We start from the raw sequence: 22,813 nt of genomic DNA on the forward strand, positions 1-22,813 counted from the left end.
GCTTCGAACGGCTGGCGGACTAAAGCCCGAGCGCTTCCTTGGCGTTCCGCAGGTCCGCAAGGCGACGCTCGGCGCGCGAGCGCACGGTGGCGTCCGTCGCATCGGCGACGTCCTCTTCCGTGTTGCGGATCTGCTGGTCGAGCTCGGCGGCGTCGATCTCCTCGACCGGCATCGCGTGCTCGGCGAGCAGCGTGAACCCTTCCGGGTTAATGTCGGCAAAGCCGCCCTGCACGAAGATCCGGCGCTCGCCGCCGTTCGCGAGCGTCGCCTGGACGACGCCCGGCTTCAGCGTCGTCATGAAGGGCGCGTGGCCCGGCATCGCCGTGAAGTAGCCCTCGCTGCCCGGAGCGACCACGGCCGACACCTGTTCGGACAGGAGCAGACGCTCCGGAGACACCAGTTCGAACTTGAAGCTCTCAGCCACGATCCGCCTGCCTTGCTTGGCTCCCGATGTGGAGCTCGGCCTGAAGCGCGGTGTCGAAATGTCGAACCGCGATCTCGAATTTGTCGCGGCAGCCGGGATTGCAGAACCCGACCACCCGTTCGCGATAGAGGGTCAACGCGTCGCCCAAGATCGGCTGTCCCGACCAGGGGCAAGTCGTGTTGACCGCGTCCTCGATCCTCAGGGTCTCGGACGCGACCATCGTCGTCAGGCCTGCGCGGCCATCTTCTGGGCCTTCTCGATCGCCATGTCGATCGAGCCGACCATGTAGAAGGCGGCTTCTGGCAGATGGTCGTACTCGCCCTCGACGAGGCCCTTGAACGAGCGGATCGTGTCCTCCAGCGGAACGAGCTGGCCCGGCGAACCGGTGAACACTTCGGCGACGAAGAACGGCTGCGAGAGGAAGCGCTCGACCTTCCGGGCGCGGGCGACCGTCAGCTTGTCCTCTTCGGACAGCTCGTCCATGCCCAGAATGGCGATGATGTCCTGCAGCGACTTGTACTTCTGGAGGATCTGCTGGACGCGATTGGCGACCTCATAGTGCTCCTCGCCGACGATCAGCGGCGACAGCATGCGCGAGGTGGAGTCCAGCGGATCCACGGCCGGGTAGATGCCCTTTTCCGAAATCGCGCGGTTGAGAACCGTACGCGCGTCGAGGTGCGCGAACGAGGTCGCCGGGGCCGGATCGGTCAGATCGTCGGCGGGCACGTAGATCGCCTGCACCGAGGTGATCGAACCCTTGTTCGTGGTCGTGATGCGCTCCTGCATCGCGCCCATGTCGGTCGCGAGCGTCGGCTGATAGCCCACCGCCGACGGGATACGGCCGAGAAGCGCCGACACCTCGGCGCCCGCCTGCGTGAAGCGGAAGATGTTGTCGACGAAGAACAGAACGTCCTGACCCTGGTCGCGGAAGTTCTCGGCAATGGTGAGGCCGGTCAGCGCGACGCGGGCGCGCGCGCCCGGCGGCTCGTTCATCTGGCCGTAGACGAGGGCGGCCTTCGAGCCGGCGGTCGAGCCGCCGTTCTCGTGCGGGTCCTTGTTCACGCCGGACTCGATCATCTCGTGATAGAGATCGTTGCCCTCGCGGGTGCGCTCGCCGACGCCGGCGAACACGGAGTAACCGCCGTGCGCCTTCGCGACGTTGTTGATCAGCTCCTGGATCAGCACCGTCTTGCCGACGCCCGCACCGCCGAACAGACCCACCTTGCCGCCGCGCGCGTAAGGCGCGAGGAGGTCGATCACCTTGATGCCGGTGACGAGGATCTGGCTCTCGGGGTTCTGGTCGACATAGGGAGGCGCCGGCTGGTGGATGCCGCGCTTAGCCTCGTACTGGATCGGGCCGACTTCGTCGATCGGCTCGCCGATGACGTTCATGATGCGGCCGAGCGTGCCGTCGCCGACCGGAACCTGGATCGGGGTGCCGGTGTCGGTCACCGGCTGGCCGCGCACGAGGCCCTCGGTGAGGTCCATCGCGATGGTGCGCACGGTGTTCTCGCCGAGGTGCTGGGCGACCTCGAGAACAAGCCGGTTGCCGTTGTTGTCGGTTTCCAGCGCGTTGAGGATCTCGGGCAGGTGGTCGTCGAACTGCACGTCGACGACGGCGCCGATGACCTGCGAGACCCGGCCGCGTCGGCCGTTCATATCCAGTGTGTCAGCCATGCGAGTGTCCTCTCGAAAGTGTCCGGCGCGTCCGGCGGCCCCGCCCCTCCGCGCCCATCATGTCGTTTCCTGGCGCGCCGCCCGTCGCGGCGCTGCCGGCAAGTCCTTAGAGCGCTTCGGCGCCCGCGATGATCTCGATCAGTTCCGTCGTGATCTGCGCCTGGCGCTGACGGTTGTAGGAGATCGAGAGCTTGTTGATCATGTCGCCGGCGTTGCGGGTGGCGTTGTCCATCGCGCTCATCCGGGCACCCTGCTCCGAAGCGCCGTTCTCAAGCAGCGCGCGGAAGAGCTGGACCTTGATGTTGCGCGGGATGAGATCGGCGAGGATCTCCTCCGGTCCCGGCTCGTACTCGTAGAGCGCGGTGGCGCCGCCGGCCCGCGTCGTCGCCTCTTCGGCCTTCGGCACCTCGGCGGGGATGATCCGCTGGGCCGTCGGAACCTGCGTGATGACGTTGACGAAGGCGGAGTAGAAGATCGTGGCGACGTCGAACTCGCCGGCCTCGAAGAGCTCCATCACCTTGTCGGCGACGGTTTCCGCAGCCGAGAAGCCGATGGTTCGGGCACCGCCGTGGTCGAGGCGGGCGACAATCCGATCGCCGAAGTCGCGGCGCATCAGGTCGGTGCCCTTCTTGCCGACCGAGATGATCTTGACCGTCTTCCCGGCGGCCTCGAGCCGACGGATGTGCTCACGCACGAGACGCACGATCTGCGAGTTGAAACCGCCGCACAGGCCGCGGTCGGAGGTGAAGACGACGAGCAGGTGCACGTCGTCCTTGCCGGTGCCGACCATCAGAGGCAGGCCCTCGCCGTCCTCCATGGCGCCCGCGATGTTGGCCAGGACCGATGCCATGCGCTCGGAATAGGGGCGAGCCGCCTCGGCCGCATCCTGGGCGCGGCGGAGCTTGGCCGCCGCGACCATCTGCATGGCCTTGGTGATCTTCTGCGTCGCCTTGACCGAGGCGATGCGGTTTCGCAGATCCTTGAGCGAAGCCATCTGTCGGGTCAGTCTCCTGGGCGGCCGGAGCCGTTAGTGCGAGCGGCGTTGCGGCTCAGGCGAAGGACTTCGAGTAGTGCTCGAGGACCGACTTGAGCTTGGCGCGCGTATCGTCCGACAGCGCCTTCTCGGTCGCGATCGTGTCGAGCACCGACTTGTGCTCGGTGCGCAGCGAGGTGAGGAGACCCTCCTCGAAGCGACCGACGTCGGAGACCTTGAGCTTGTCGAGGTAGCCCTGCGTTCCCGCGAAGATTACCGCGACCTGCTCTTCCGTCTTCAGCGGCGAGAACTGCGGCTGCTTAAGGAGCTCGGTCAGGCGGGCGCCGCGGTTGAGGAGGCGCTGCGTCGAGGCGTCGAGGTCCGAGCCGAACTGAGCGAAGGCCGCCATCTCGCGGTACTGCGCGAGCTCGCCCTTGATCGAGCCGGCGACCTGCTTCATCGCCTTGACCTGGGCGGCCGAGCCGACGCGCGACACCGACAGACCGACGTTCACGGCCGGGCGGATACCCTGGTAGAACAGGTTGGTCTCGAGGAAGATCTGGCCGTCGGTGATCGAGATCACGTTGGTCGGGATGTAGGCCGACACGTCGTTGGCCTGCGTCTCGATGACGGGGAGCGCGGTCAGCGAGCCCGAGCCCATCTCGTCGTTGAGCTTGGCGGCGCGCTCCAGAAGACGCGAGTGCAGGTAGAACACGTCGCCCGGATACGCCTCGCGGCCCGGCGGACGGCGCAGCAGCAGCGACATCTGGCGGTAGGACACGGCCTGCTTGGACAGGTCGTCATAGGCGATCACGGCGTGCATGCCGTTGTCGCGGAAGTACTCGCCCATGGCGCAGCCGGCGAACGGCGCGATGTACTGGAGCGGAGCCGGATCGGAGGCAGTCGCCGCGACGACGATCGAGTAGGCCATTGCGCCGCGCTCTTCGAGCGTGCGGACGAACTGGGCGACGGTCGAGCGCTTCTGGCCGATCGCCACGTAGATGCAGTAGAGCTTGTCCTTCTCGTTGCCCGCGTCGTGCGCCGGCTTCTGGTTGAGGAAGGTGTCAAGCAGGATGGCGGTCTTGCCGGTCTGGCGATCGCCGATGACCAGCTCGCGCTGGCCGCGGCCGACCGGGATCAGCGCGTCGATGGCCTTGAGGCCGGTCGACATCGGCTCGTGCACCGACTTGCGCGGAATGATGCCGGGCGCCTTGACGTCGACGCGGCGACGCTCGGTGGACTCGATCGGGCCCTTGCCGTCGATCGGATTGCCGAGGCCGTCGACCACGCGGCCGAGAAGACCCTTGCCGACCGGGACGTCCACGATCGCGCCGGTGCGGCGGACGGTGTCGCCCTCCTTGATGTCGCGGTCGGAGCCGAAGATCACGATACCGACATTGTCGGACTCGAGGTTCAGCGCCATGCCGCGCACGCCGCCGGGGAACTCGACCATTTCGCCGGCCTGGCACTGGTCGAGGCCGTAGACGCGGGCGATGCCGTCACCGACGGAGAGAACCGTACCGACCTCGGAGACTTCCGCCTCGTTGCCGAAGTTCTTGATCTGGTTCTTGAGGATTGCGGAAATTTCCGCGGCCCGGATGTCCATCAGCCGACCTCTTTCAGCGCAAGCTTAAGGGATGAGAGTTTTGTGCGAAGCGAGGTGTCGATCTGGCGCGAACCGATGCGGACCACGAGGCCGCCGAGGATCGCAGGGTCGACGCTCTCGCGCATGGTGACCGTCTTCGACGTGTAGCGGCCGAGCGCGTCGCGCAGTTCGCGCCGCTGCTCGTCGCTCAAGGGATGGGCGCTGACGACTTCCGCGTCGACCTCGCCACGGTGTTCGGCCGCCATGGCGCGGAAGCCGCGCACGATCGACGGCAGGGCGAAGAGACGACGGTTGGCCGCCACGACCTTCAGGAAGTTGCCGACGAGCGGGCTCGGACGCGTCTCCGCGACCACAGCGGAGATCGCGCGAAGCTGATCGTCCGACGTGAAGGCCGGGCTCTCGACGAGACGCCGGAAGTCGGCGTTCTCATCGACGAGCTGCTGATACTGCAGAAGCTCGGACTCCGTCGCGTCGATCGAACCGTCGTCGCGAGCAAGCTCGAAGAGGGACTGGGCGTAGCGTTCGGCGACCCCGGAAACCGGAGAGGAGGATTGTGCCACGGACGATCGCTTCTCTTCTTATCTGGGTTCCCGCGTCCGCCCGGTCGCGTCGCGAAGGCTCGTGGGAACTGTTCAAAAAAAGGTCGCGAGTGCCGGGAACCTGCCCCCGGGCTGACCGCGATGAGGGGTCGTCTAGCACAGGGTTTCCCGCTCCACAACAGAGCGAAGGGGCCGAAAACGCGGCTTCACAGCATGGTTTACAGGGCGCGGCCTCAGGCCGGCACCAACCCGAAAACCGGGGCGAGACACGCGCCTGCGACGATCAGGTTGACGAGGAGCCAGAGCCAGTTGCCGAAGGTCGAGGCATCGTCGGAGAGGATTGAGACGAGGCGGCCGAATGCCACGAACAGCCACCCTGCCCCGAGCGCCATCTGCGTGAAGGGCTGGTCGTAGAAGAATAGCGTCGCCAGCCCAACGCCGAGCGGAAACCCGGCGAGCGAGCCCCGGATCTCGGACAGGCCGACACGCCGCTCGCCGATCGGCTGGAGCTTGGCCATGCGCAGGAACGTGCCCGGCGCGAACAGCGCATAGAGGCCGTAGAGGATGCTGAAGCAGGCGGCCGCAAACGGCAGCGCGTCGACCGTGGTGGTGGGAAGCGTGATCGGCATCGTAGCTCGCGGCGGAAGAGTTCGGTTGGCGCGTGGGCTTAGCGGAAATCGGGCCGAGCGGCAAAGCCGGACGGACCTCAGCCGGTGCAGTTCCCTTCGACCGCGATCTCCCGCCGCCCGTCGCCGCGAATCAGCGTCATCGTGCCGGCGAGGTCCACGGTCTCCGCCGAGCGGCCCGTTTCGCGCACCGTCAGGTTGACGTTGACGCGCGGCTCGCCGGCCGAGCGCCAGACGGTGACGTTGGCCTGCGCGGCGTCGGCGCCCGAGCGCACCTTCTCCAGTTCGCGCAGGACGCCGTCGACCATGACGTAGCCGCGCTCGACGGGGGTCTCCGCCTTGGTCTCTCGCATCACGAGGAAGGCAAAGCGCCAGGTCTGAGGGTCGTCGAAGCGGAAGGCCGCGCGACCCTCAGGCGTGAAGTAGGTGCAGCGCGACGGCGCGGGATACCAGAAGATCGTGTCCTGCGCGGCCGGCGGCCCGGCGGTGGGTGCGGGGCCGGAACTCATATCCTGCGCGATGGCGGGCGCGCAGGAGAGACCGAGAAGAGCCGTCGACACCAGCCGCTTAAACCTCATGCCGTCCCTCTTCCCTGCCGCCCGCATTCGCTCATGCATTGACAGGATCGCGCCGCCGACAGCAAGGGCTGCGGGGCCTCAGAGGAAGCTTTGCGGATCGATGTCGATCTGGACGTGGACCGAGCCGCGCGGTTTCGGCGCGGCCGCGATCATTGCGCGAAGGAACGCCTGGAGCGGCGCGCGCCGGCCGCCCTGCGCCAGGAGCCGGAAGCGGTGCCGCCCGCGCACCAGCCCGAGCGGCGCCTCGGCGGGACCGAGCACTTCGAGCCCCATGTCCTGTGGTGCGGCGCGGGCGAGTTCGCGCCCGTGCTCCTCCGCCTCGCGACGCGTGTCGGCCGAGACGATCAGCGCGGCGAGCCGGCCGAAGGGCGGCAGCCCCGCGCGCTCGCGCTCATGGGCCTCTCGGTCGTAGAAGCGGTCGGGATCGGCCGCGACCAGCGCCTGCATCACCGGATGCTCCGGACTCCAGGTCTGGATCATGCCGCGGCTCGGAAGCCCCGAGCGCCCCGCCCGGCCCGTCACCTGGTGGAGGAGCTGGAAGGTGCGCTCGGCCGCGCGCGGGTCGCCGTTGGCAAGGCCAAGGTCGGCATCCACCGCGCCGACCAGCGTCATCAGCGGAAAGTGATGGCCCTTGGCAACGAGTTGCGTGCCGATCACGATGTCGGCCTCGCCGTCCGCCACGGCGTCGAGCTCGCGCCGCAGCCGCCGCGCGCCGCCCGGCAGATCGGACGACAGGAGGATCGTGCGGGCGTCCGGGAAGGTCTCCAGCATCTCCTCGGCGATGCGCTCGACGCCGGGCCCGCAGGCGACGAGATGGTCGAGCGTGCCGCAGGACGGGCAGCTTTCCGGGCGGTGCTGCGCGTGGCCGCAGTGGTGGCATTGCAGGGTGCCGCGCAGGCGATGGTCGACCAGCCAGGCGGAACACTGCAAGCACTGGAAGCGATGGCCGCAGGCACGGCAGAGCGTCAGCGGCGCGTAGCCGCGGCGGTTGAGGAAGAGAAGCGCCTGCTCGCCGCGCTTCACCGTTTCTTCGATCGCGGTCAGGAGCACCGGCGACAGGAAGCGGCCGCGCGCCGGCGGGTGGCGTCGCAGGTCGACCAGCGAGAGATCCGGCAGCGCGGCGTCGGCGAAGCGGCGGCCGAGCGGCACGTGGGCGTAGCGACCGGTGCGCGCGTTGACGCGGCTTTCGAGCGAAGGCGTGGCGGAGGCGAGGATCACCGGGCAGCCCCCCTCCCGTCCCCGCACCACGGCCATGTCGCGGGCGTGGTAGAAGGTCCGGTCCTCCTGCTTGTAGGCGGGGTCATGCTCCTCGTCGACGATGACGAGGCCGAGGTCGGGAAAGGGCAGGAAGAGCGCGGACCGCGCCCCGGCGACGACCCTGACGCGGCCCTCGGCCACCTGCCGCCACACCTTCTCGCGCATGCGCGGCGGCACATCGGAATGCCACTGCGCCGGCTCGGCGCCGAAGCGCTGATGAAAGCGGTCGATGAAGCTCTGGGTCAGCGCGATCTCGGGCAGGAGGATCAGCACCTGACGCCCCTTGTCGAGGGCGCGCGCCACCGCCTCGAAATAGACCTCGGTCTTGCCCGATCCGGTGACGCCTTCGAGCAGCGAGACCGAGAAGCCGCCCGCCTCCACGGGCGCGATCAGTCGGTCGGAGGCCTCGCGCTGATCGGGCGTCAGTTCGGCGCGGCCGTGCGCGGTGTCGGGCGCGGGGACGGCCGGATGCGGCGGCAGGGACACAGGCTCGAGCGCGCCGACCTTGACGAGGCCGTCGACGACGGAAACGGCGACGCCGGAGGCGTTCGCCAAGCCCGAACGCGTCCATTCGGGCGATTGCGCCAGCGTATCGAGGACGCGCTGGCGCGTCGGCGTCATGCGCGGCGGCAGGACACCGGTCGCGCGCAAGCCGTCCACGTGCGGCTCCGGATCGAAGGCGACCGGCGCCCGCAGCACCATGCGCGCCACGAGGCCGGGCGGCGAAATCGTGTAGTCGGCGACCCAGTCGATGAAGCGCCGCATCGTGGCGTCGAGCGGAGGGCAGTCGAAGACATGGGTGATCGCCCGCAGCTTCCGGGCGTCCACCGGATCGGTCGGCTGGTCCCAGACGACGCCCGCCACCTGCCGCGGCCCGAGCGGCACCTGCACGATCGAGCCGGGCTCGACCGACATCCCCTCCGGCACACGGTAGGAATAGGGACGCTCCGCCGGCAGGGGCACCAGCACCGGCACGACCTTCGGTCCGCCGGGAAGCGCGTCCGGCGCGAACAGGAGGTCGGTGAACGGGGCGGGGGAGTGATCCAAGCGGGTGCCGTTGCGGAAACCAGGAAAAATCGGCGCTCGCAATCGGGCGCCGTGCCCCCCATATCGTTCTTCACGCGGTGCGATGAAAGGGTCTTGGGCGGGGCCGGGGGCGGCTGATTCCCGCTTGCTTCCGATACCGGGTCCTATACACCACCACACATCAGGATCGACGGCGGCGCCGTCGGCCCCATGGGAGGGGCTGGCCGTCCGCCGGTGAACGAAGGACGAATTTCATGAAATTTTTCGTCGATACGGCCGATATTGCCGAGATCAGGGAACTGCAGGGCGCCGGCCTGATCGACGGCGTGACCACCAACCCATCGCTGGTCCTGAAGGCCAACCGGCCGCTCAAGGAACTTCTCAAGGAGATCTGCGAAGTCACCGACGGCCCGGTCTCGGGCGAAGTCGCCTCGACCGATTTCGACGGAATGATGCGCGAGGGCAAGATCATCGCCGCGATCGCGCCCAACATCGTCGTCAAGCTGCCGCTGACGCTGGACGGCCTCAAGGCCTGCAAGCGCTTCACCGAAGACGGCATCAAGACCAACGTGACGCTCTGCTTCTCGGCCAACCAGGCGCTGCTCGCGGCCAAAGCCGGCGCGACCTACATCTCACCTTTCGTCGGCCGTCTCGACGACATGAACATCGACGGCATGGAGCTGATCTCCGACATCCGTCGCATCTACGACAACTACGGCATCGAGACAGAGATCCTCGCCGCCTCGATCCGCACGCCGAACCACGTGCGCGAGGCTGCCCTGATCGGCGCTGACGTCGCGACCGTGCCGCCGGCGACCCTCAAGGCGCTGGTCAAGCATCCGCTGACGGACAACGGCCTCAAGGCCTTCATCGCCGACTGGGCGAAGACCGGCCAGACGATCGAGTAAGCTCCGCCCAACGCGGACCAACAAAAAAGGGCGGCTCGCGAGAGCCGCCCTTTTTCGTGCGCGCCGTCCGGGGAGGAGGACGTCCGGCGCGCGGGGGATCGATCAGGCGTGCTGGAAGTGGCTTTCCAGGAAGTAGAGCGACTTGTCGATGCCGCGGCCGACCTCGGTGAAGAGATCGGCGGTCAGGTCGTCGCCCGCCTCGTCCGACTCCTTCACGGCGTCCTTCAAGGCGCCGCCCCACTTGGCGTAGCTGTCGGCCAGGCGCTTGATGTGGCCCATCAGGTCGACGAGATCGAGCGGATACGGGTCGAGAACGGTCGCCTCGGCCGAGGCCTGCACCGTGCCGCGGGCCTGGCCGCCGAGGGCCGTCAGACGCTCGGCGATCGTGTCGACATACTCCTCGGCTTCCTCGTGGAGCTTGTCGAACAGGAGGTGGGTTCCGTAGAAGTTGTGACCCTTGACGTTCCAGTGGGCCTGCTTGGCCTGGTAGCTGAGGTCGATGGCCGAGGCCAGATGCACCTGCAGGAGCTCGATCATCGAGCGGCGCAGATTCTCGTTCAAGGTGTTCTTGGTCGGATGGATCGGGGTCTTGCCCTGCTTGGCCATCGAAGTCTCCTGAGCCCGCATACAAAGCCGGCACGCAAACGCACGCCGGTCGCGTCTGGGCAGTTACGCGCGGGGGACGGATTCGGTTCCCCCACGCGGCACACCGCCTCAGTCGAGCTTGGCCGTCAGTTCGGCCTGCGCCTTGGCGCCCCAGACGGCCTTCACCGCGGCATCGCGTCCGCAGCCGATCCGGTAGCGCTTGTAATGACCGGGATTCTTCCGGGCGTAGTCCTGATGGTAGTCCTCGGCGGGGTAGAACTCGGCCGCTGGCAGCACCGCCGTCGCGACCTTCTGTCCCAGCTCCTTCTGAACCGCCGCCTTGCTGGCTTCGGCCGTCTTCATCTGCCCGTCGCCGATCGCGAAGACGGCGGTGCGGTAGGAATCGCCACGGTCGCAGAACTGGCCGCCCGCGTCGGTCGGGTCGATCGAATGCCAGTAGGCTTGGAGCAGCTGGTCGTAGGTGATCTTCGCCGGGTCGTAGGTGACCTTCACCGCCTCGTAGTGACCCGTCGTCTCGGTGACGACGTCCTGATAGGTCGGGTTCTTCAGATGGCCGCCGGTGTAGCCCGACATGGTCTTCGTCACGCCGGGAACCCGGTCGAGATCGGTTTCCATCGACCAGAAGCAACCGCCGGCAAGGATCGCCTCGTCGGCCTGCGCGGCGATCGGGGTGAGGACAGCAAAAAGGCCGAGCGCGAGAACGCCCGGCCGCAGGAAGGATGAACGCGTCATCGATGGGTCTCCGCGGGGGTTCGGCACCTTCAACTACGGCGCGCCGAACCCGGCGGATGCAAGGCGTGCCGATTAAACCCGGCGCTCGACCATCATCTTCTTGATCTCGGCGATCGCCTTGGCGGGGTTCAGGCCCTTCGGGCAGGCCTGCGTGCAGTTCATGATCGTGTGGCAGCGGTAGAGGCGGAACGGATCCTCGAGGTTGTCGAGGCGCTCGCCGGTCGCCTCGTCGCGCGAGTCGATCAGCCAGCGATAGGCTTGGAGCAGAACCGCTGGGCCGAGATAGCGGTCGCCGTTCCACCAGTAGCTCGGGCACGAGGTCTGGCAGCAGAAGCACAGGATGCACTCGTAGAGCCCGTCGAGCTTCTCACGGTCCTCGTGGCTCTGGCGCCACTCCTTCTCGGGCTCCGGCGTTTCGGTCTTCAGCCAGGGCTCGATCGAGCGCAGCTGCGCGTAAGGCACGGTGAGGTCGGGCACGAGGTCCTTGACCACCGGCATGTGCGGCAGCGGATAGACCTTCACCGCGCCCTTCACCTCGTCCATGCCCTTGGTGCAGGCGAGCGTGTTGGAGCCGTCGATGTTCATCGCGCAGGAGCCGCAGATACCTTCGCGACAGGAGCGGCGCAGCGTGAGAGTCGAATCGACCTTGTTCTTGATCCAGAGGAGCGCGTCGAGCACCATCGGGCCGCAGTCGTCGGTGTCGACGTAGAACGTGTCGACGCGCGGGTTCTGGCCGTCGTCCGGCGACCAGCGATAGACGCCGAACTCGCGCACGTTCTTGGCGCCGGCGGGCTTCGGCCAGACCTTGCCCTTCTGGACGGTGGAGTTCTTGGGGAGCGTGAGTTCGACCATGGCCGGGTCCTGGACAGGGGATGCGCGTCTTTAGAATGGGGCTAAACACGAATGCGCGGGCAGCGCAACACGCCACGGTGTCGCCCCCGCGGTTAAACCGTTTGTATGTCGGCGCCGGTCTGCACCGGCCCCACGGCATTCCCGTTCACGGCTGGACGATCACCGGGAACGGGCCGAAGCGCGTCGGCTTGCCGACCTCCTCGGCGACTTCGGCCAGCACCGCCGCATGCGTCCCCGCCGCGACGAGGCCTGCAGCCTCCGCATGGGCGCTGGCCGCCTCCAGCGTCCGGCCAAGGGTCGTCGGAACGCCGGCCGCCTCGATGCGCTTCAGCTCGCGCTCCACCTCGGTCGACACGTCTCCCTCCGGGCGCACATCATGGATATGAACGGCGAGGACGCGTCCGGGATGGCGCTCCACGGCGGACGCATAGACCGTCGCGTCCTTCTGGCCGCTGTCGCCGATCAGCACGAACTTGAGGTCGGGATAATCGGCCATCAGTTCGTCGATCGCGCCGTCCTTGTGGCTGCGGTGGCGCCGCAACAGCCAGCCGAGCGCGTCGTCGGACAGGGAGCGCAGGAGCATCGGACCAGCCGGGATGTTCTTCTGCGCCATGAAGCGCTCGAAGATATCCGACAGGTTCCAGGGACTGGACGAGACGTAGAAGACCGGGTTGGTCTCGGGTCCCGCCGCGCCGTCGCAAAGGGCGCGGTAGAACTCCGAGACACCGGGGAAGGCCGCGCGGGCTTCGGGCGAATTGGCCGTGACGATCCGCCAGTGGCGCAGCATCTTGAAGGCGCCGGTGTGAATGATCGTATCGTCGATGTCCGAAATGACGCCGAAGCGCGCGGCGGGCGAGACGACGCGCGCCCTGCCCTCGGCATCCACCGGCGCAAAATCGTAGCCCTTCGCCGTTTCGAGATGGAAGCGGACCGGCGTCCAGGGCGCGGCATCCTCGCCGAGATGAGCCGTCTCGATATTCAGCCGGACATAGCCCTCCCGGTCGCTGAGGAGGACGCCGGAGCCCGCCGGCCCCTCGTATCGCACCCGAGCCGTCCCGATCTCGTCGGTCTCGTAGCGCTTGAAGGTCAGCCAGAGATTGCGCAGCGTGGAATTGGAATGGGGGGCGTCGAAGACGCCTTCGTCCTCCAGGACGCGCCCGAGGATCTGCAGCCGCCCGCGTGCGACGCGTCCGGGGTAGACGACCAGCGTCGGCCGATCCGTCAGTCCGACTGCACGCTTGACCCTGAAGCGCAGGACCCGGCTGCGGCGAAGAATGTGCCGGCCCAGCCCGCGCAACATGTCCGATTTCATACCACCCGCGATAGCAAAGCGCGCGGGCGGCGGGAAGCGGCGGCGCGTCGGCGGATGATTTGGGCAGCTATTTGTTTTCGTCGAGCAGTCTTCTGATCGCCTCTGAGTTTCCGAGCATGGCGGCATCACGGTCGGGCTGAGCCCAACTGACGAAATCGGACATGATCCGGCCGGTCGATATCTCGAACGCGTCGACGAGGTACCCACCTCTCGCGAGAACGAGAATGCGTTCATTGCCGCTGAGGAGCAAATGCGGGTTGGAAAGATAAGACCCGTCTTCGGAGTAGTTCATCTCGATCCCTATCCCGAACCGGGTCAAGAAAAGGGAATAAGCGCACGGCGCCCGCCAAATTTCGAAGACGATATCGATGGTTGCAGGACTTACGCCCAAAACGAAGCATCCAACTTCTCGACCGCAGACGGGGTCGGGAAAATTCGCTGCGAACAATTGTCCGGATAGAACGGTAAGGATGACAAGCGGGGCGTTCAACGCAGGTCCGAGCATAAACCGCCAGCGCCGATGTTTGAGCGTCATCAGCAGCGAGAGGCCCATCGCGACCGCGATCGATATGAATCCCGCATGGAAGAGCAGGAACTCGCTCGAAATGCGCCCCTTCCAACTCGGCGGAGGGTGGGCCGTAAAACTATTGAACGCCGCCACGAGCGCCGCACCGATCAGCGCCCAACCGACCAGATACAGAATTGGGCGCCACTTGGTAGCGGCGCCCAATCGATCGTTCAGCCACATGCCGTAGCCGGAAACTCGATCCCTCACGGACCTTTAGTACACGCGCTTCTTCGGCTGGATGTACTCGATCTCGTTCGACATCGTGTAGGTGTGGACCGGCCGGTCCTCCAGCGTCACGGTCTTGGCGACCGTGTCGCAGAAGCTCAGCGTGTGTTTCATCCAGTTGACGTCGTCACGATCGGGGAAGTCCTCGCGGGCGTGGGCGCCGCGCGATTCCTGGCGGGCGCGTGCCGAGTCCATGGTCACGACGGCTTGGGCGATCAGGTTGTCGTATTCGAGCGTCTCGATGAGGTCTGTGTTCCAGATCAGCGAGCGGTCGGTGACGCGAACGTCGTCGGACGCCTTCCAGACCTGATGGATCTTCTCGTGGCCTTCCTCGAGGATCTCGCCCGTGCGGAACACGGCGCAGTTCGACTGCATCGTGCGCTGCATGGTGTCGCGTAGCTCGGCGGTCGACGTCGAGCCCTTGGCATAGCGGAAGCGGTCGAGGCGGGCGAGCGAGTTGTCACCGGCGTTGGCCGGAAGCGGGGCGTGGCCCTCGCCGGCCGAAACCGTCTCGGCGCACCGCAGACCCGCGGCGCGGCCGAACACCACGAGGTCGATCAGCGAATTCGAGCCGAGGCGGTTCGCCCCGTGCACCGACACGCAGGCCGCCTCGCCGACCGCCATCAGGCCCGGCACCACCGAGTCCGGGTTGCCGTCGCGCTTGGTCAGGACCTCGCCGTGATAGTTCGTCGGGATGCCGCCCATGTTGTAGTGGACGGTCGGCAGGACCGGGATCGGCTCCTTGGTCACGTCGACGCCCGCGAAGATGCGGGCCGACTCGGAGATGCCCGGCAGGCGCTCGTGCAGGATCTTCGGATCGAGATGGTCGAGGTGCAGGAAGATGTGGTCCTTGTTCTTGCCGACGCCCCGGCCGTCGCGGATCTCCATGGTCATGGAGCGCGAGACGACGTCGCGGGAGGCGAGATCCTTCGCGGACGGCGCGTAGCGCTCCATGAAGCGCTCCCCTTCCGAGTTGGTGAGGTAGCCGCCCTCGCCGCGCGCGCCTTCCGTGATCAGGCAGCCCGCGCCGTAGATGCCGGTCGGGTGGAATTGCACGAACTCCATGTCCTGCAGCGGCAGGCCGGCGCGCAGCACCATCGCGTTGCCGTCGCCGGTGCAGGTGTGGGCGGAGGTGGCCGAGAAGTAGGCGCGGCCGTAGCCGCCGGTCGCCAGGATCACCTTCTTGGAGCGGAAGCGATGGATCGATCCGTCGTCCATGTTGATGGCGACGACGCCGCGGCAGGCGCCCTCCTCATCCATGATGAGGTCGATCGCGAAGTACTCGATGAAGAACTCGGACGAGTAACGAAGCGACTGCCCGTAGAGCGTGTGCAGGATCGCATGGCCGGTGCGGTCGGCAGCGGCGCAGGTGCGCTGCGCCGGCGGGCCGTTGCCGAAGTCGGTGGTCATGCCGCCGAAGGGGCGCTGGTAGATCTTGCCGTCGGTGGTGCGCGAGAAGGGCACGCCGAAGTGCTCGAGTTCGTACACGGCCTTGGGGGCCTCGCGCACAAGATACTCGATGGCGTCCTGGTCGCCCAGCCAGTCCGACCCCTTCACGGTGTCGTACATGTGCCAGCGCCAGTTGTCCTCGCCCATGTTGCCGAGCGAGGCGGCCACGCCGCCTTGCGCCGCCACGGTGTGCGAGCGGGTCGGGAAGACCTTGGTGATGCAGGCGGTCTTCAGGCCGGCCTGGGCCGCGCCGAGCGTGGCGCGGAGGCCCGCGCCGCCAGCGCCGACGACCACGACGTCGAACGTATGGTCGATGAAGGTGTAGGCCTTGCCGTTCTGGGCCGGCGCGCTGCGATGGGGCTGGGCAGTCGCCATGGTGTTCAGGCTCCGAAGCTCATCTTGACGATCGCGAAAAGGCTCGCCGAGGCGACGAGGACGGCGAAGAAGGTGTTCAGGATGACGAGGGCCACCTTCGCGCCGCCGTGGACGTAGTCCTCGATGATGGTCTGCATGCCGAGACGCATGTGGACACACACGGAGATCACGACAAGACCCATCACCAGCCCGACCAGCGGGTTGGCGAAGGCCGCGCGCACGCCTTCATAGGGTTCGTCGTGCAGCGCGATCAGGAGCACGACGAAGAACGAGATCAGGAAGAGGTTGGCGACGGCGGTGAGCCGCTGCATCCAGAAGTGCCCGGTGCCCTCGCCGGCGGCGCCGTAACCCCGGACCCGCTTCAGGGGAGTTCTCATGTCCATGACGGAACCTTCCTTCAGAGGATGACGACGACCAGCCACAGGAGGACGGTCCCGACGAGCGAGGCGACCAGCGTGGCGATGGCGAGCTTGGTGGATTCTTCGCGGCCGAGGCCGGCGCCCGTATCCCAGATCAAGTGGCGGATCCCGCCGGCCATGTGGTGGAGCAGCGCCCAGCTGTAGCCGAAGAGGATCAGCCGGCCGATGATCGAGCCGAAGAAGGCGGACGCATAGGAGAAGGCGTCCGGCCCGCTGGCGGCGGCGATCAGCCACCAGACGACGAGCGCCGTGCCGACATAAAGCGCGCCGCCGGTGATGCGGTGCAGGATCGACATGGCCATGGTCGGACGGAACCGATAGACCGTGAGATGCGGCGACAGCGGCCGGGCGGATTTGATGTCGGACAAGGATCACTCCGTAGGCGATCGCGGCTGGCATGGGACGCCGGGCGTGGCGCCCAAACGCGGCTGGATTGCTTCTAAAGAACCTGTGCGGCTGCGAAATCAAGCCGCGATCGATCGCATTCGCGCCCAAACCGATTGAATGTCGCTTGCGTCGCAGGCGAACGGTGTCGGCCGGCCGTCAGCGATCGAGGAAGCGCAGGACGTAGCTCGACCAGTCGGCGGGCTCGGCTACCTTCTCGTAGAGATGGCGACCCGATCCGCCGTGGCGCGGCGCGTGGAGCACGAGGCGCGACCAGCCGCGCGAATCGGCTTCTTCCGCGAGGAGATCGACCATCGCCTTGGCGATGCCCTTGCGGCGGTGACGCTGGTCGACGAACACGTGGTCGGCGAGCCCCGAGCGCATGCCCGTCCAGAGATCCGGCAGGTCGTAGAACTGGAGAAAACCGACGAGTTCGCCGTCGAGCCGGGCGCCCAGCATCTCGCCTGTGCGATCCTGCAGGAGCTGCTCGGCGTAGAACGTGTCGGGCGCGCCCGGCGCGCCCCGGAACATGGCCTGGTTGTAGGCGGCCAGAAGCGGCGCGAGCTCGCGCGCATCCTTCAGACGCAGGAGGCCGATCTCGATATCGGGAACGCTTTCGCTCTGGCTCATGCCGCTGGTGTGCGGCGGAAGCGCGCGAGCGTCAAGTCGCGGCGGGCGGATCGTTGGCCGGATCCACGACGCTCGGATTGCGCCGGGCTGCCGCTGCGGCTAGTGGTTTTGCATTGGGGTGCAACATTACGGCGTCAAGTCATGGCGTCGGCGACGTTGCGTCATGGGGGGTGGGAGGACAACAGATGCGGGCCGACATCCTCGCTTGGTCCGTGCCGGTCCTCTTCTGCGCCTTCGCGCTCTGCTTCCTCCTTCTGTCGCGCCTCCATGCCAGCCTCCGATGGTGGAGCGCGGGCTTCTTCGTCGCCTCGCTCGGCTTCGCCCTCACCATCCTACCGACGGCGCCGGGCAGCGTCGCCAAGCCGACATTCGAGGACACGCTGTTCCTGATCGCGCTCGCGATCGCCAACGCCGCCTTCGCCGCACGCGCCGGGCGCCGCCCGCGCTGGGCATGGCTCGCCCTCGTCGTCGGAGCCGGAAGCGCCGGTGCGGCGGTGAGTCTCGCCTTTCTGGGGGGCTCGGTGCTGCACGAGGTGTTCTCGGTGCAGACGGCCTGCGCTGCCCTGATGCTCTTGTCCGCGATCGAGATGCGGCACGATCCGGGTACGCTGCGGCCGCTCCTCGTCGGCCTCTGCGGCACGATCACGGTGAGCCTCGGCCTGCAGAACGTCCTTCTTCTCTACGCCTCGCCCGAGGATCTCGGCGTGTCGAACTGGCGCGAGTCGCCCTGGGGCTTCGTGTTCCAGCTGAACGGCGCGGCGACCGGCATCCTTCTGGCGCTGAGCGTGATCCTGACCACGGTGTTCGACGTCATCGGGCGCCTGCGCGAAGAGTCGACCGCCGACGCCCTGACCGGGGCGCTGAACCGGCGTGGCCTCGAGCAGGGCGTCGAGGCCATGCGCCGACGCACGCTGCCCGGTAGGCGCCTCACCCTCGTCCTCAGCGATCTCGACCATTTCAAGCAGATCAACGACCGCTACGGTCACGAGGCGGGCGACGCCGTCCTGTGCGGCTATGCGGCGCTCTGCAGCGGCCTTGCGGGCGCGGACGGGCTGGTGGCGCGCATCGGCGGCGAGGAGTTCGCGATCGTGGTCGCCGGCGGCGACCGCGCGTCGGCGCTGGAACTTGCCGAGACTGTGCGCACCTCGGCGCGGCAGATCCGCTGGCCGGCGCCGCTCACCGACCTGACGGTGACGGCGAGCTCCGGCGTGGTGGCGATCAACCCGCAGGAAACGCTGTTCGACGCGATCGACCGGGCCGACCGCCTTCTCTACAGCGCGAAGGCGGACGGGCGCGACAAGGTGGTGATCGACATCCGCGAGGCGGTGCCGGAGCCGGCGCCGAAGCGTCGGCGACCGGCCGGCCCTGCCCTCGCGGGCTAGAACCTCCGCCCAGTCCAGCCTAGGCCGTCCGGGCGCTTGGAGAGGTCTACCGCCACTCGCGAATGTCGACGAACCGTCCCGCGATCGCGGCGGCGGCCGCCATCGCCGGCGAGACGAGGTGCGTGCGGCCCTTGAAGCCCTGCCGACCCTCGAAGTTGCGGTTCGAGGTCGAGGCGCAGCGCTCGTAAGGCTTGAGGCGGTCCTCGTTCATCCCGAGGCACATCGAGCAGCCCGGCTCGCGCCAGTCAAAGCCCGCCGCCTTGAAGATGGCGTCGAGACCCTCGGCCTCGGCCTGCAGCTTCACCAGTCCCGAGCCCGGCACGATCATCGCCGAGACGGTCTCGGCCACCTTGCGGCCCTCCACGACCTTGGCGACGGCGCGCAGGTCCTCGATGCGCCCGTTGGTGCACGATCCGATGAAGACGCGATCGACGGTGAGATCCGTCATCGGCGTGCCCGGCGTCAGGCCCATGTAGTCGAGCGCCCGCTTCTTGGTCTCGCGCTTGCTCTCGTCGGCGATCGCGTCCGGGTCCGGCACCGTGCCCGTGACGGAGACGACGTCCTCCGGCGAGGAGCCCCAGGAGACGATCGGCGGCAGGTTGCCCGCATCCAGACGCACCACCTTGTCGAAATGGGCGCCCTCGTCCGTGTGCAGCGTGCGCCAGTAGGCGACGGCCTGCTCGAAGGCCGCGCCCTTCGGCGCTCGCGGCTTGTCCTTGATATAGGCGAAGGTCGTCTCGTCCGGCGCGATCAGGCCGGCGCGCGCGCCGCCCTCGATCGTCATGTTGCAGATCGTCATGCGCCCTTCCATCGAGAGGGCGCGGATCGCCTCGCCGGCGAACTCGATGACGTAGCCGGTGCCGCCTGCCGTGCCGATCTCGCCGATGATGGCGAGAATGATGTCCTTGGCGGTGACGCCCGGCGGCAGCTGCCCGTCCACCTGGACGAGCATGTTCTTCGCCTTCTGCTGGATCAGCGTCTGGGTGGCCAGCACGTGCTCGACCTCCGAAGTGCCGATGCCGTGGGCGAGCGCGCCGAAGGCGCCGTGGGTCGAGGTGTGGCTGTCGCCGCAGACGATCGTCATGCCCGGCAGGGTGAAGCCCTGCTCCGGCCCGATGATGTGGACGATGCCCTGGCGCTCGTCGACCTCGTTGAAATACTCGACGCCGAACTCGGCCGCGTTCTTCGCCAGCGTCTCGACCTGGATGCGGCTTTCCTCGTTGTGGATGCCGCCGCGCCGGTCGTAGGTCGGCACGTTGTGGTCGACGACGGCGAGCGTGCGCGCGGGATGGCGGACCCGGCGTCCGGCGGCGCGCAAGCCCTCGAAGGCCTGCGGGCTCGTCACCTCGTGGACAAGGTGGCGGTCGATGTAGAGAAGGCTTTCACCCCCCTCGCCGGTCGAGACGACGTGGTCGTCCCAGATCTTGTCGTAGAGGGTGCGGGGCTTGGAATGTTCGCTCATCGGCTTTTCACGTTTTCGATAGGGCCGGACGGCCATCGGGCCGCCGTGCCGGACATCACGGAACGTCTGGGTGCATTGGGGCCGCGCTGTCGCGGCGGCTCAGGCCGCTAGGTGGACGGCCGAGATCTGCCGATAGAAGAAGCGGCCGGGCATGCGTGCGCGATCCTCCACCGGGGAGAACCCCAGCGTGGTCGGCAGGCGGCCGTTGTGTCTCACGCTTCTTCGCATCGTTCCAAAATACGCCCGCGCGCGCGGCCGCGCAATGGCCCGCCGTGCGTCGCCGCTCATCGTCTCAGGGGTTGGTCGTGGCGACCGCATCCTCGACGCTCCGGCGCTCGGCGGCGGCCGCCTCGGTGACGCTCGGCACCGGGCCGGGCGTGCGGCGGGCATAGCGTTGGGCGAGCGCGGCGCAGGCGAAGAGCTGGATCTGGTGGAACAGCATGAGCGGCAGGACGACCAGCGCCATCGCATGGCCCGCGAACAGGATGCCCGCCATCGGAATGCCGGTCGCCATGCTCTTCTTCGATCCGCAGAAGACGATCGCGATCTCGTCCTCGCGCGAGAACCGCAGCTTGCGGGCGAGAAGCGTCGTCACCGACAGGACGAAGGCGAGGGTCGCGATGTCGAGGAGGACGACGATCACGAGGTCCCGCCAGTCGAGACTTGTCCAGACGCCCGCGACGACACCTTCCGAGAAGGCGGCGTAGACGACGAGGAGGATCGAGCCGCGGTCCACCACTGTCGTCACCGGCTTGTGGCGGGCGAGCCAGGCGCCGATCAGCGGCCGCACGATCTGCCCGGCGACGAAGGGCGCGAGGATCTGGAGCGCGATCTTCTCGATCGCATCGAACGAGATCGCCCCGCCCGAACCGCTCGCGAGCAGCAGCACGAGGAGCGGCGTCACGACGACGCCGAGCATGTTGGACACCGACGCGCTGGTGAGTGCCGCCGGGACGTTGCCGCCCGCGATCGAGGTGAATGCGATCGAGGATTGCACGGTGGACGGCAGGAGCGTCAGGTAGAGGAGGCCGAGCGCGAGTTCTGCCGGCAGGATCTGGCCGGCCATCGGGTAGACGAGGAGCCCGACCAGCGGAAAGAGCGCGAAGGTCGACAGGAACACGAGGCCCTGCAGTCGCCAGTGCAGGAGACCCGCCCACACGGCCTGCGGCGACAGGCGCGCGCCGTAGAGGAAGAACAGGAGCGCGATCGCCCCGTAGGTGATCCAGTCGAACGCTTCGGCCACTTGGCCCCGCGCCGGCAGGACGGCGGCAAGCGCGACGGTCGCGATCAGAAGAAGCAGGAAACGATCAATCGGAATGGCGCGAAGACGGGAGCGAAGGCTCATGTCCGGCCTCCTTCAGGCTTGTGTGGCAGGGCAATCGGCCGAGCGCCGCGCCCCATGGGAGACGTTCAGGCGGAGCGGGTGGCTCCGATCGAGAAGCTGATCGGCATGCGCGGCAGACCCGGCGGCAGGGCGTAGAGATCCTCGCCGACCTCCACCATCTCGGGAAAGGCGCGCCAGGCGATCCGCTCGTGCTCGCGCAGGAAGTCGACCCGCATCCCGGCCGCGATCAACGCGTTCACGATGTCGCCGATCGGATGGAGCCATTCGTAGTTGCGCGTATGGCGGAGCGGCCGTTCGTCGCCGGTGTAGGTCTGCGCCGTGTCGAAGACCAGCGGACGCTCTCGCGGCGTGCGGAAGTCGTAGGTCAGTTCGGCTCGCCCACCCGGCCATTCGCACTGGTTGAGCAACGGGTGCCCCTCGAGAAGGTAGAGACGCCCGCCCGGGCGCAGCACCTCGGCCACGACCCTTGCCCAGCCTGCGATGTCCGGCAGCCAGTTGATGGCGCCCCAGGTGACGAAGACGAGGTCGTAGCGCGCGCCGAGCGCCTGCGGGGCGTCGTAAAGCGAGGCTTCCACGAAACGGGCGTCCGTCCCCGCTTCCAGCGCGAAGGCTCGGGCGGCCGCCACGGCATCGGGCGAGAAGTCGAGGCCGGTTACCGACCGCGCGCCGAGGTGTTTCAGCGACAGCGTGTCGAGGCCGATGTGGCACTGGAGATGGACGACGTCGAGCTTGGCGACGTCGCCGATCTCTTCCGCCTCGATGTCGTGCAGCGACGAGCCGCCGGCCAGCACCTTGGCGATCCTGTAGGATCCCGTCGTGTCGGTGGCATGGAGCCGCGCCCGCTCGTTCCAGTTGGCGAGGTTGGCGGCCGCGTGCTCGTCCATCTATCCAGTCTCCACCAGAAACGCGAAAGGGCGGCACGAGGCCGCCCTTTGCCAGTCTCGAAAGCGACGAAGCGCCGAAGCTTACTCGGCGGCTTCCTTGGCAGCCGTCTTGGCGGCTTCCTTGGCGGCGCGCTCGTTGGCAGCCACCGAACGGGCGTCGTCGTTGAGCTTGCGGGCGCGCACGTTGGTCGCCTCGACGATACGGGCCGACTTACCGCGACGATCACGCAGGTAGTAGAGCTTGGCGCGACGGACGCGACCGCGGCGGACCACCTCGACCGACTCGAGAGCCGGCGAGTACATCGGGAACACGCGCTCGACGCCTTCGCCGTAGGAGATCTTGCGAACCGTGAAGTTCTCCTGGATGCCGGCGCCCGAGCGGGCGATGCAGACGCCCTCGTAAGCCTGCACGCGGGTACGGGTGCCTTCCGTCACGCGGACATTGACGCGCAGCGTGTCGCCCGGCGAGAAGGTCGGAAGCGTGCGGATGGCGGCGATGCGGGCGGCCTCTTGGGCCTCCAGTTCGGCGATGATGTTCATGGTCTGCCTCGGTTCGTTTCATGCCGGATCGAGC

The 22,813-nt window shown here is 67.6% G+C and carries 24 protein-coding genes; 2 read left to right on the top strand and 22 right to left on the bottom strand.

Going from position 1 to position 22,813, the window contains the following annotated elements; translation table 11 throughout:
• Positions 1–19: 19 nt before the first annotated feature.
• The 9 genes from ACLNGM_RS20430 to ACLNGM_RS20470 all read right to left on the bottom strand — a co-directional run bounded on the left by ACLNGM_RS20430 (position 20) and on the right by ACLNGM_RS20470 (position 8,694).
• Complete coding sequence (locus tag ACLNGM_RS20430; RefSeq protein WP_090961460.1) at positions 20–424, bottom strand: F0F1 ATP synthase subunit epsilon; 405 nt, start codon at positions 422–424, stop codon at positions 20–22.
• Positions 417–644: a glutathione S-transferase gene (locus ACLNGM_RS20435; protein WP_416356367.1), complete on the bottom strand. Its 228-nt coding sequence runs from the start codon at positions 642–644 to the stop codon at positions 417–419. The genes ACLNGM_RS20430 and ACLNGM_RS20435 overlap by 8 nt, the downstream gene beginning before the upstream one ends.
• 5 nt (positions 645–649) lie before the next feature.
• Positions 650–2,101, bottom strand: a complete 1,452-nt coding sequence (atpD, locus tag ACLNGM_RS20440; RefSeq protein WP_416356368.1) for a F0F1 ATP synthase subunit beta — start codon at positions 2,099–2,101, stop codon at positions 650–652.
• Positions 2,102–2,207: 106 nt separating this feature from the next.
• The gene (locus ACLNGM_RS20445; RefSeq protein WP_416356369.1) at positions 2,208–3,095 is read right to left on the bottom strand and encodes a F0F1 ATP synthase subunit gamma; all 888 of its coding nucleotides are present in this window, start codon (positions 3,093–3,095) and stop codon (positions 2,208–2,210) included.
• 55 nt (positions 3,096–3,150) lie between these two features.
• Positions 3,151–4,680 carry a F0F1 ATP synthase subunit alpha gene (gene atpA, locus ACLNGM_RS20450; RefSeq protein WP_055892880.1) on the bottom strand — a complete coding sequence of 510 codons (1,530 nt, stop codon included), beginning with the start codon at positions 4,678–4,680 and terminating at the stop codon, positions 3,151–3,153.
• Entirely contained in the window at positions 4,680–5,240 is a 561-nt protein-coding gene (locus tag ACLNGM_RS20455) for a F0F1 ATP synthase subunit delta (RefSeq protein ID WP_416356370.1), read from the bottom strand. The genes atpA and ACLNGM_RS20455 overlap by 1 nt, the downstream gene beginning before the upstream one ends.
• Positions 5,241–5,452: 212 nt before the next feature.
• A complete protein-coding gene (locus ACLNGM_RS20460) occupies positions 5,453–5,848 on the bottom strand; it encodes a DUF4345 family protein (RefSeq protein WP_416356371.1) in 396 nt (131 codons plus the stop codon).
• A 77-nt stretch (positions 5,849–5,925) separates the two neighbouring features.
• The gene (locus tag ACLNGM_RS20465) at positions 5,926–6,423 is read right to left on the bottom strand and encodes a hypothetical protein (protein ID WP_416356372.1); all 498 of its coding nucleotides are present in this window, start codon (positions 6,421–6,423) and stop codon (positions 5,926–5,928) included.
• A 78-nt stretch (positions 6,424–6,501) separates the two neighbouring features.
• The gene (locus ACLNGM_RS20470; RefSeq protein ID WP_416358504.1) at positions 6,502–8,694 is read right to left on the bottom strand and encodes a primosomal protein N'; all 2,193 of its coding nucleotides are present in this window, start codon (positions 8,692–8,694) and stop codon (positions 6,502–6,504) included.
• Positions 8,695–8,960: 266 nt separating this feature from the next.
• Here ACLNGM_RS20470 and fsa point away from each other — a divergent pair, with 266 nt between their 5' ends.
• Positions 8,961–9,614, top strand: coding sequence for a fructose-6-phosphate aldolase (gene fsa, locus ACLNGM_RS20475; RefSeq protein WP_416356373.1), 654 nt, complete (start codon positions 8,961–8,963; stop codon positions 9,612–9,614).
• Positions 9,615–9,716: 102 nt separating this feature from the next.
• Here the strand turns inward: fsa and dps are convergent, their stop codons facing one another.
• From dps to ACLNGM_RS20520, 9 genes are all read right to left on the bottom strand, one after another.
• Positions 9,717–10,220 (bottom strand): DNA starvation/stationary phase protection protein Dps, encoded by a 504-nt coding sequence (gene dps, locus ACLNGM_RS20480; protein WP_090961483.1) that lies wholly within the window; start codon positions 10,218–10,220, stop codon positions 9,717–9,719.
• A gap of 108 nt (positions 10,221–10,328) precedes the next feature.
• On the bottom strand, positions 10,329–10,952 hold the full coding sequence (gene msrA / locus ACLNGM_RS20485; protein ID WP_416356374.1) for a peptide-methionine (S)-S-oxide reductase MsrA: 624 nt from the start codon (positions 10,950–10,952) through the stop codon (positions 10,329–10,331).
• Positions 10,953–11,024: 72 nt separating this feature from the next.
• Positions 11,025–11,804, bottom strand: a complete 780-nt coding sequence (locus ACLNGM_RS20490) for a succinate dehydrogenase iron-sulfur subunit (RefSeq protein ID WP_416356375.1) — start codon at positions 11,802–11,804, stop codon at positions 11,025–11,027.
• A gap of 145 nt (positions 11,805–11,949) precedes the next feature.
• Entirely contained in the window at positions 11,950–13,104 is a 1,155-nt protein-coding gene (locus ACLNGM_RS20495) for an App1 family protein (RefSeq protein WP_416356376.1), read from the bottom strand.
• A gap of 79 nt (positions 13,105–13,183) precedes the next feature.
• Complete coding sequence (locus tag ACLNGM_RS20500) at positions 13,184–13,864, bottom strand: hypothetical protein (protein ID WP_416356377.1); 681 nt, start codon at positions 13,862–13,864, stop codon at positions 13,184–13,186.
• A 33-nt stretch (positions 13,865–13,897) separates the two neighbouring features.
• Positions 13,898–15,733, bottom strand: coding sequence for a succinate dehydrogenase flavoprotein subunit (sdhA, locus tag ACLNGM_RS20505; RefSeq protein ID WP_416356378.1), 1,836 nt, complete (start codon positions 15,731–15,733; stop codon positions 13,898–13,900).
• A gap of 5 nt (positions 15,734–15,738) precedes the next feature.
• Positions 15,739–16,116 carry a succinate dehydrogenase, hydrophobic membrane anchor protein gene (gene sdhD / locus ACLNGM_RS20510; RefSeq protein WP_416356379.1) on the bottom strand — a complete coding sequence of 126 codons (378 nt, stop codon included), beginning with the start codon at positions 16,114–16,116 and terminating at the stop codon, positions 15,739–15,741.
• Between the two features lie 14 nt (positions 16,117–16,130).
• The gene (sdhC, locus tag ACLNGM_RS20515) at positions 16,131–16,520 is read right to left on the bottom strand and encodes a succinate dehydrogenase, cytochrome b556 subunit (RefSeq protein ID WP_416356380.1); all 390 of its coding nucleotides are present in this window, start codon (positions 16,518–16,520) and stop codon (positions 16,131–16,133) included.
• 175 nt (positions 16,521–16,695) lie between these two features.
• Complete coding sequence (locus ACLNGM_RS20520; RefSeq protein ID WP_090961501.1) at positions 16,696–17,166, bottom strand: GNAT family N-acetyltransferase; 471 nt, start codon at positions 17,164–17,166, stop codon at positions 16,696–16,698.
• A 185-nt stretch (positions 17,167–17,351) separates the two neighbouring features.
• Between ACLNGM_RS20520 and ACLNGM_RS20525 the strand changes: the two genes are divergently transcribed.
• Positions 17,352–18,548 carry a diguanylate cyclase gene (locus ACLNGM_RS20525; RefSeq protein WP_416356381.1) on the top strand — a complete coding sequence of 399 codons (1,197 nt, stop codon included), beginning with the start codon at positions 17,352–17,354 and terminating at the stop codon, positions 18,546–18,548.
• A gap of 46 nt (positions 18,549–18,594) precedes the next feature.
• Here ACLNGM_RS20525 and leuC read toward each other — a convergent pair whose 3' ends face one another.
• The 4 genes from leuC to rplS all read right to left on the bottom strand — a co-directional run bounded on the left by leuC (position 18,595) and on the right by rplS (position 22,779).
• On the bottom strand, positions 18,595–20,010 hold the full coding sequence (leuC, locus tag ACLNGM_RS20530; protein WP_416356382.1) for a 3-isopropylmalate dehydratase large subunit: 1,416 nt from the start codon (positions 20,008–20,010) through the stop codon (positions 18,595–18,597).
• Between the two features lie 292 nt (positions 20,011–20,302).
• The gene (locus ACLNGM_RS20535) at positions 20,303–21,355 is read right to left on the bottom strand and encodes a bile acid:sodium symporter family protein (protein WP_416356383.1); all 1,053 of its coding nucleotides are present in this window, start codon (positions 21,353–21,355) and stop codon (positions 20,303–20,305) included.
• A 65-nt stretch (positions 21,356–21,420) separates the two neighbouring features.
• The gene (locus tag ACLNGM_RS20540; protein ID WP_416356384.1) at positions 21,421–22,239 is read right to left on the bottom strand and encodes a class I SAM-dependent methyltransferase; all 819 of its coding nucleotides are present in this window, start codon (positions 22,237–22,239) and stop codon (positions 21,421–21,423) included.
• An 81-nt stretch (positions 22,240–22,320) separates the two neighbouring features.
• Positions 22,321–22,779: a 50S ribosomal protein L19 gene (gene rplS, locus ACLNGM_RS20545; protein WP_090961515.1), complete on the bottom strand. Its 459-nt coding sequence runs from the start codon at positions 22,777–22,779 to the stop codon at positions 22,321–22,323.
• Positions 22,780–22,813: the final 34 nt, after the last annotated feature.

The sequence above is a fragment of the Aureimonas phyllosphaerae genome (assembly GCF_047943035.1).
Classification (GTDB): domain Bacteria; phylum Pseudomonadota; class Alphaproteobacteria; order Rhizobiales; family Rhizobiaceae; genus Aureimonas; species Aureimonas phyllosphaerae.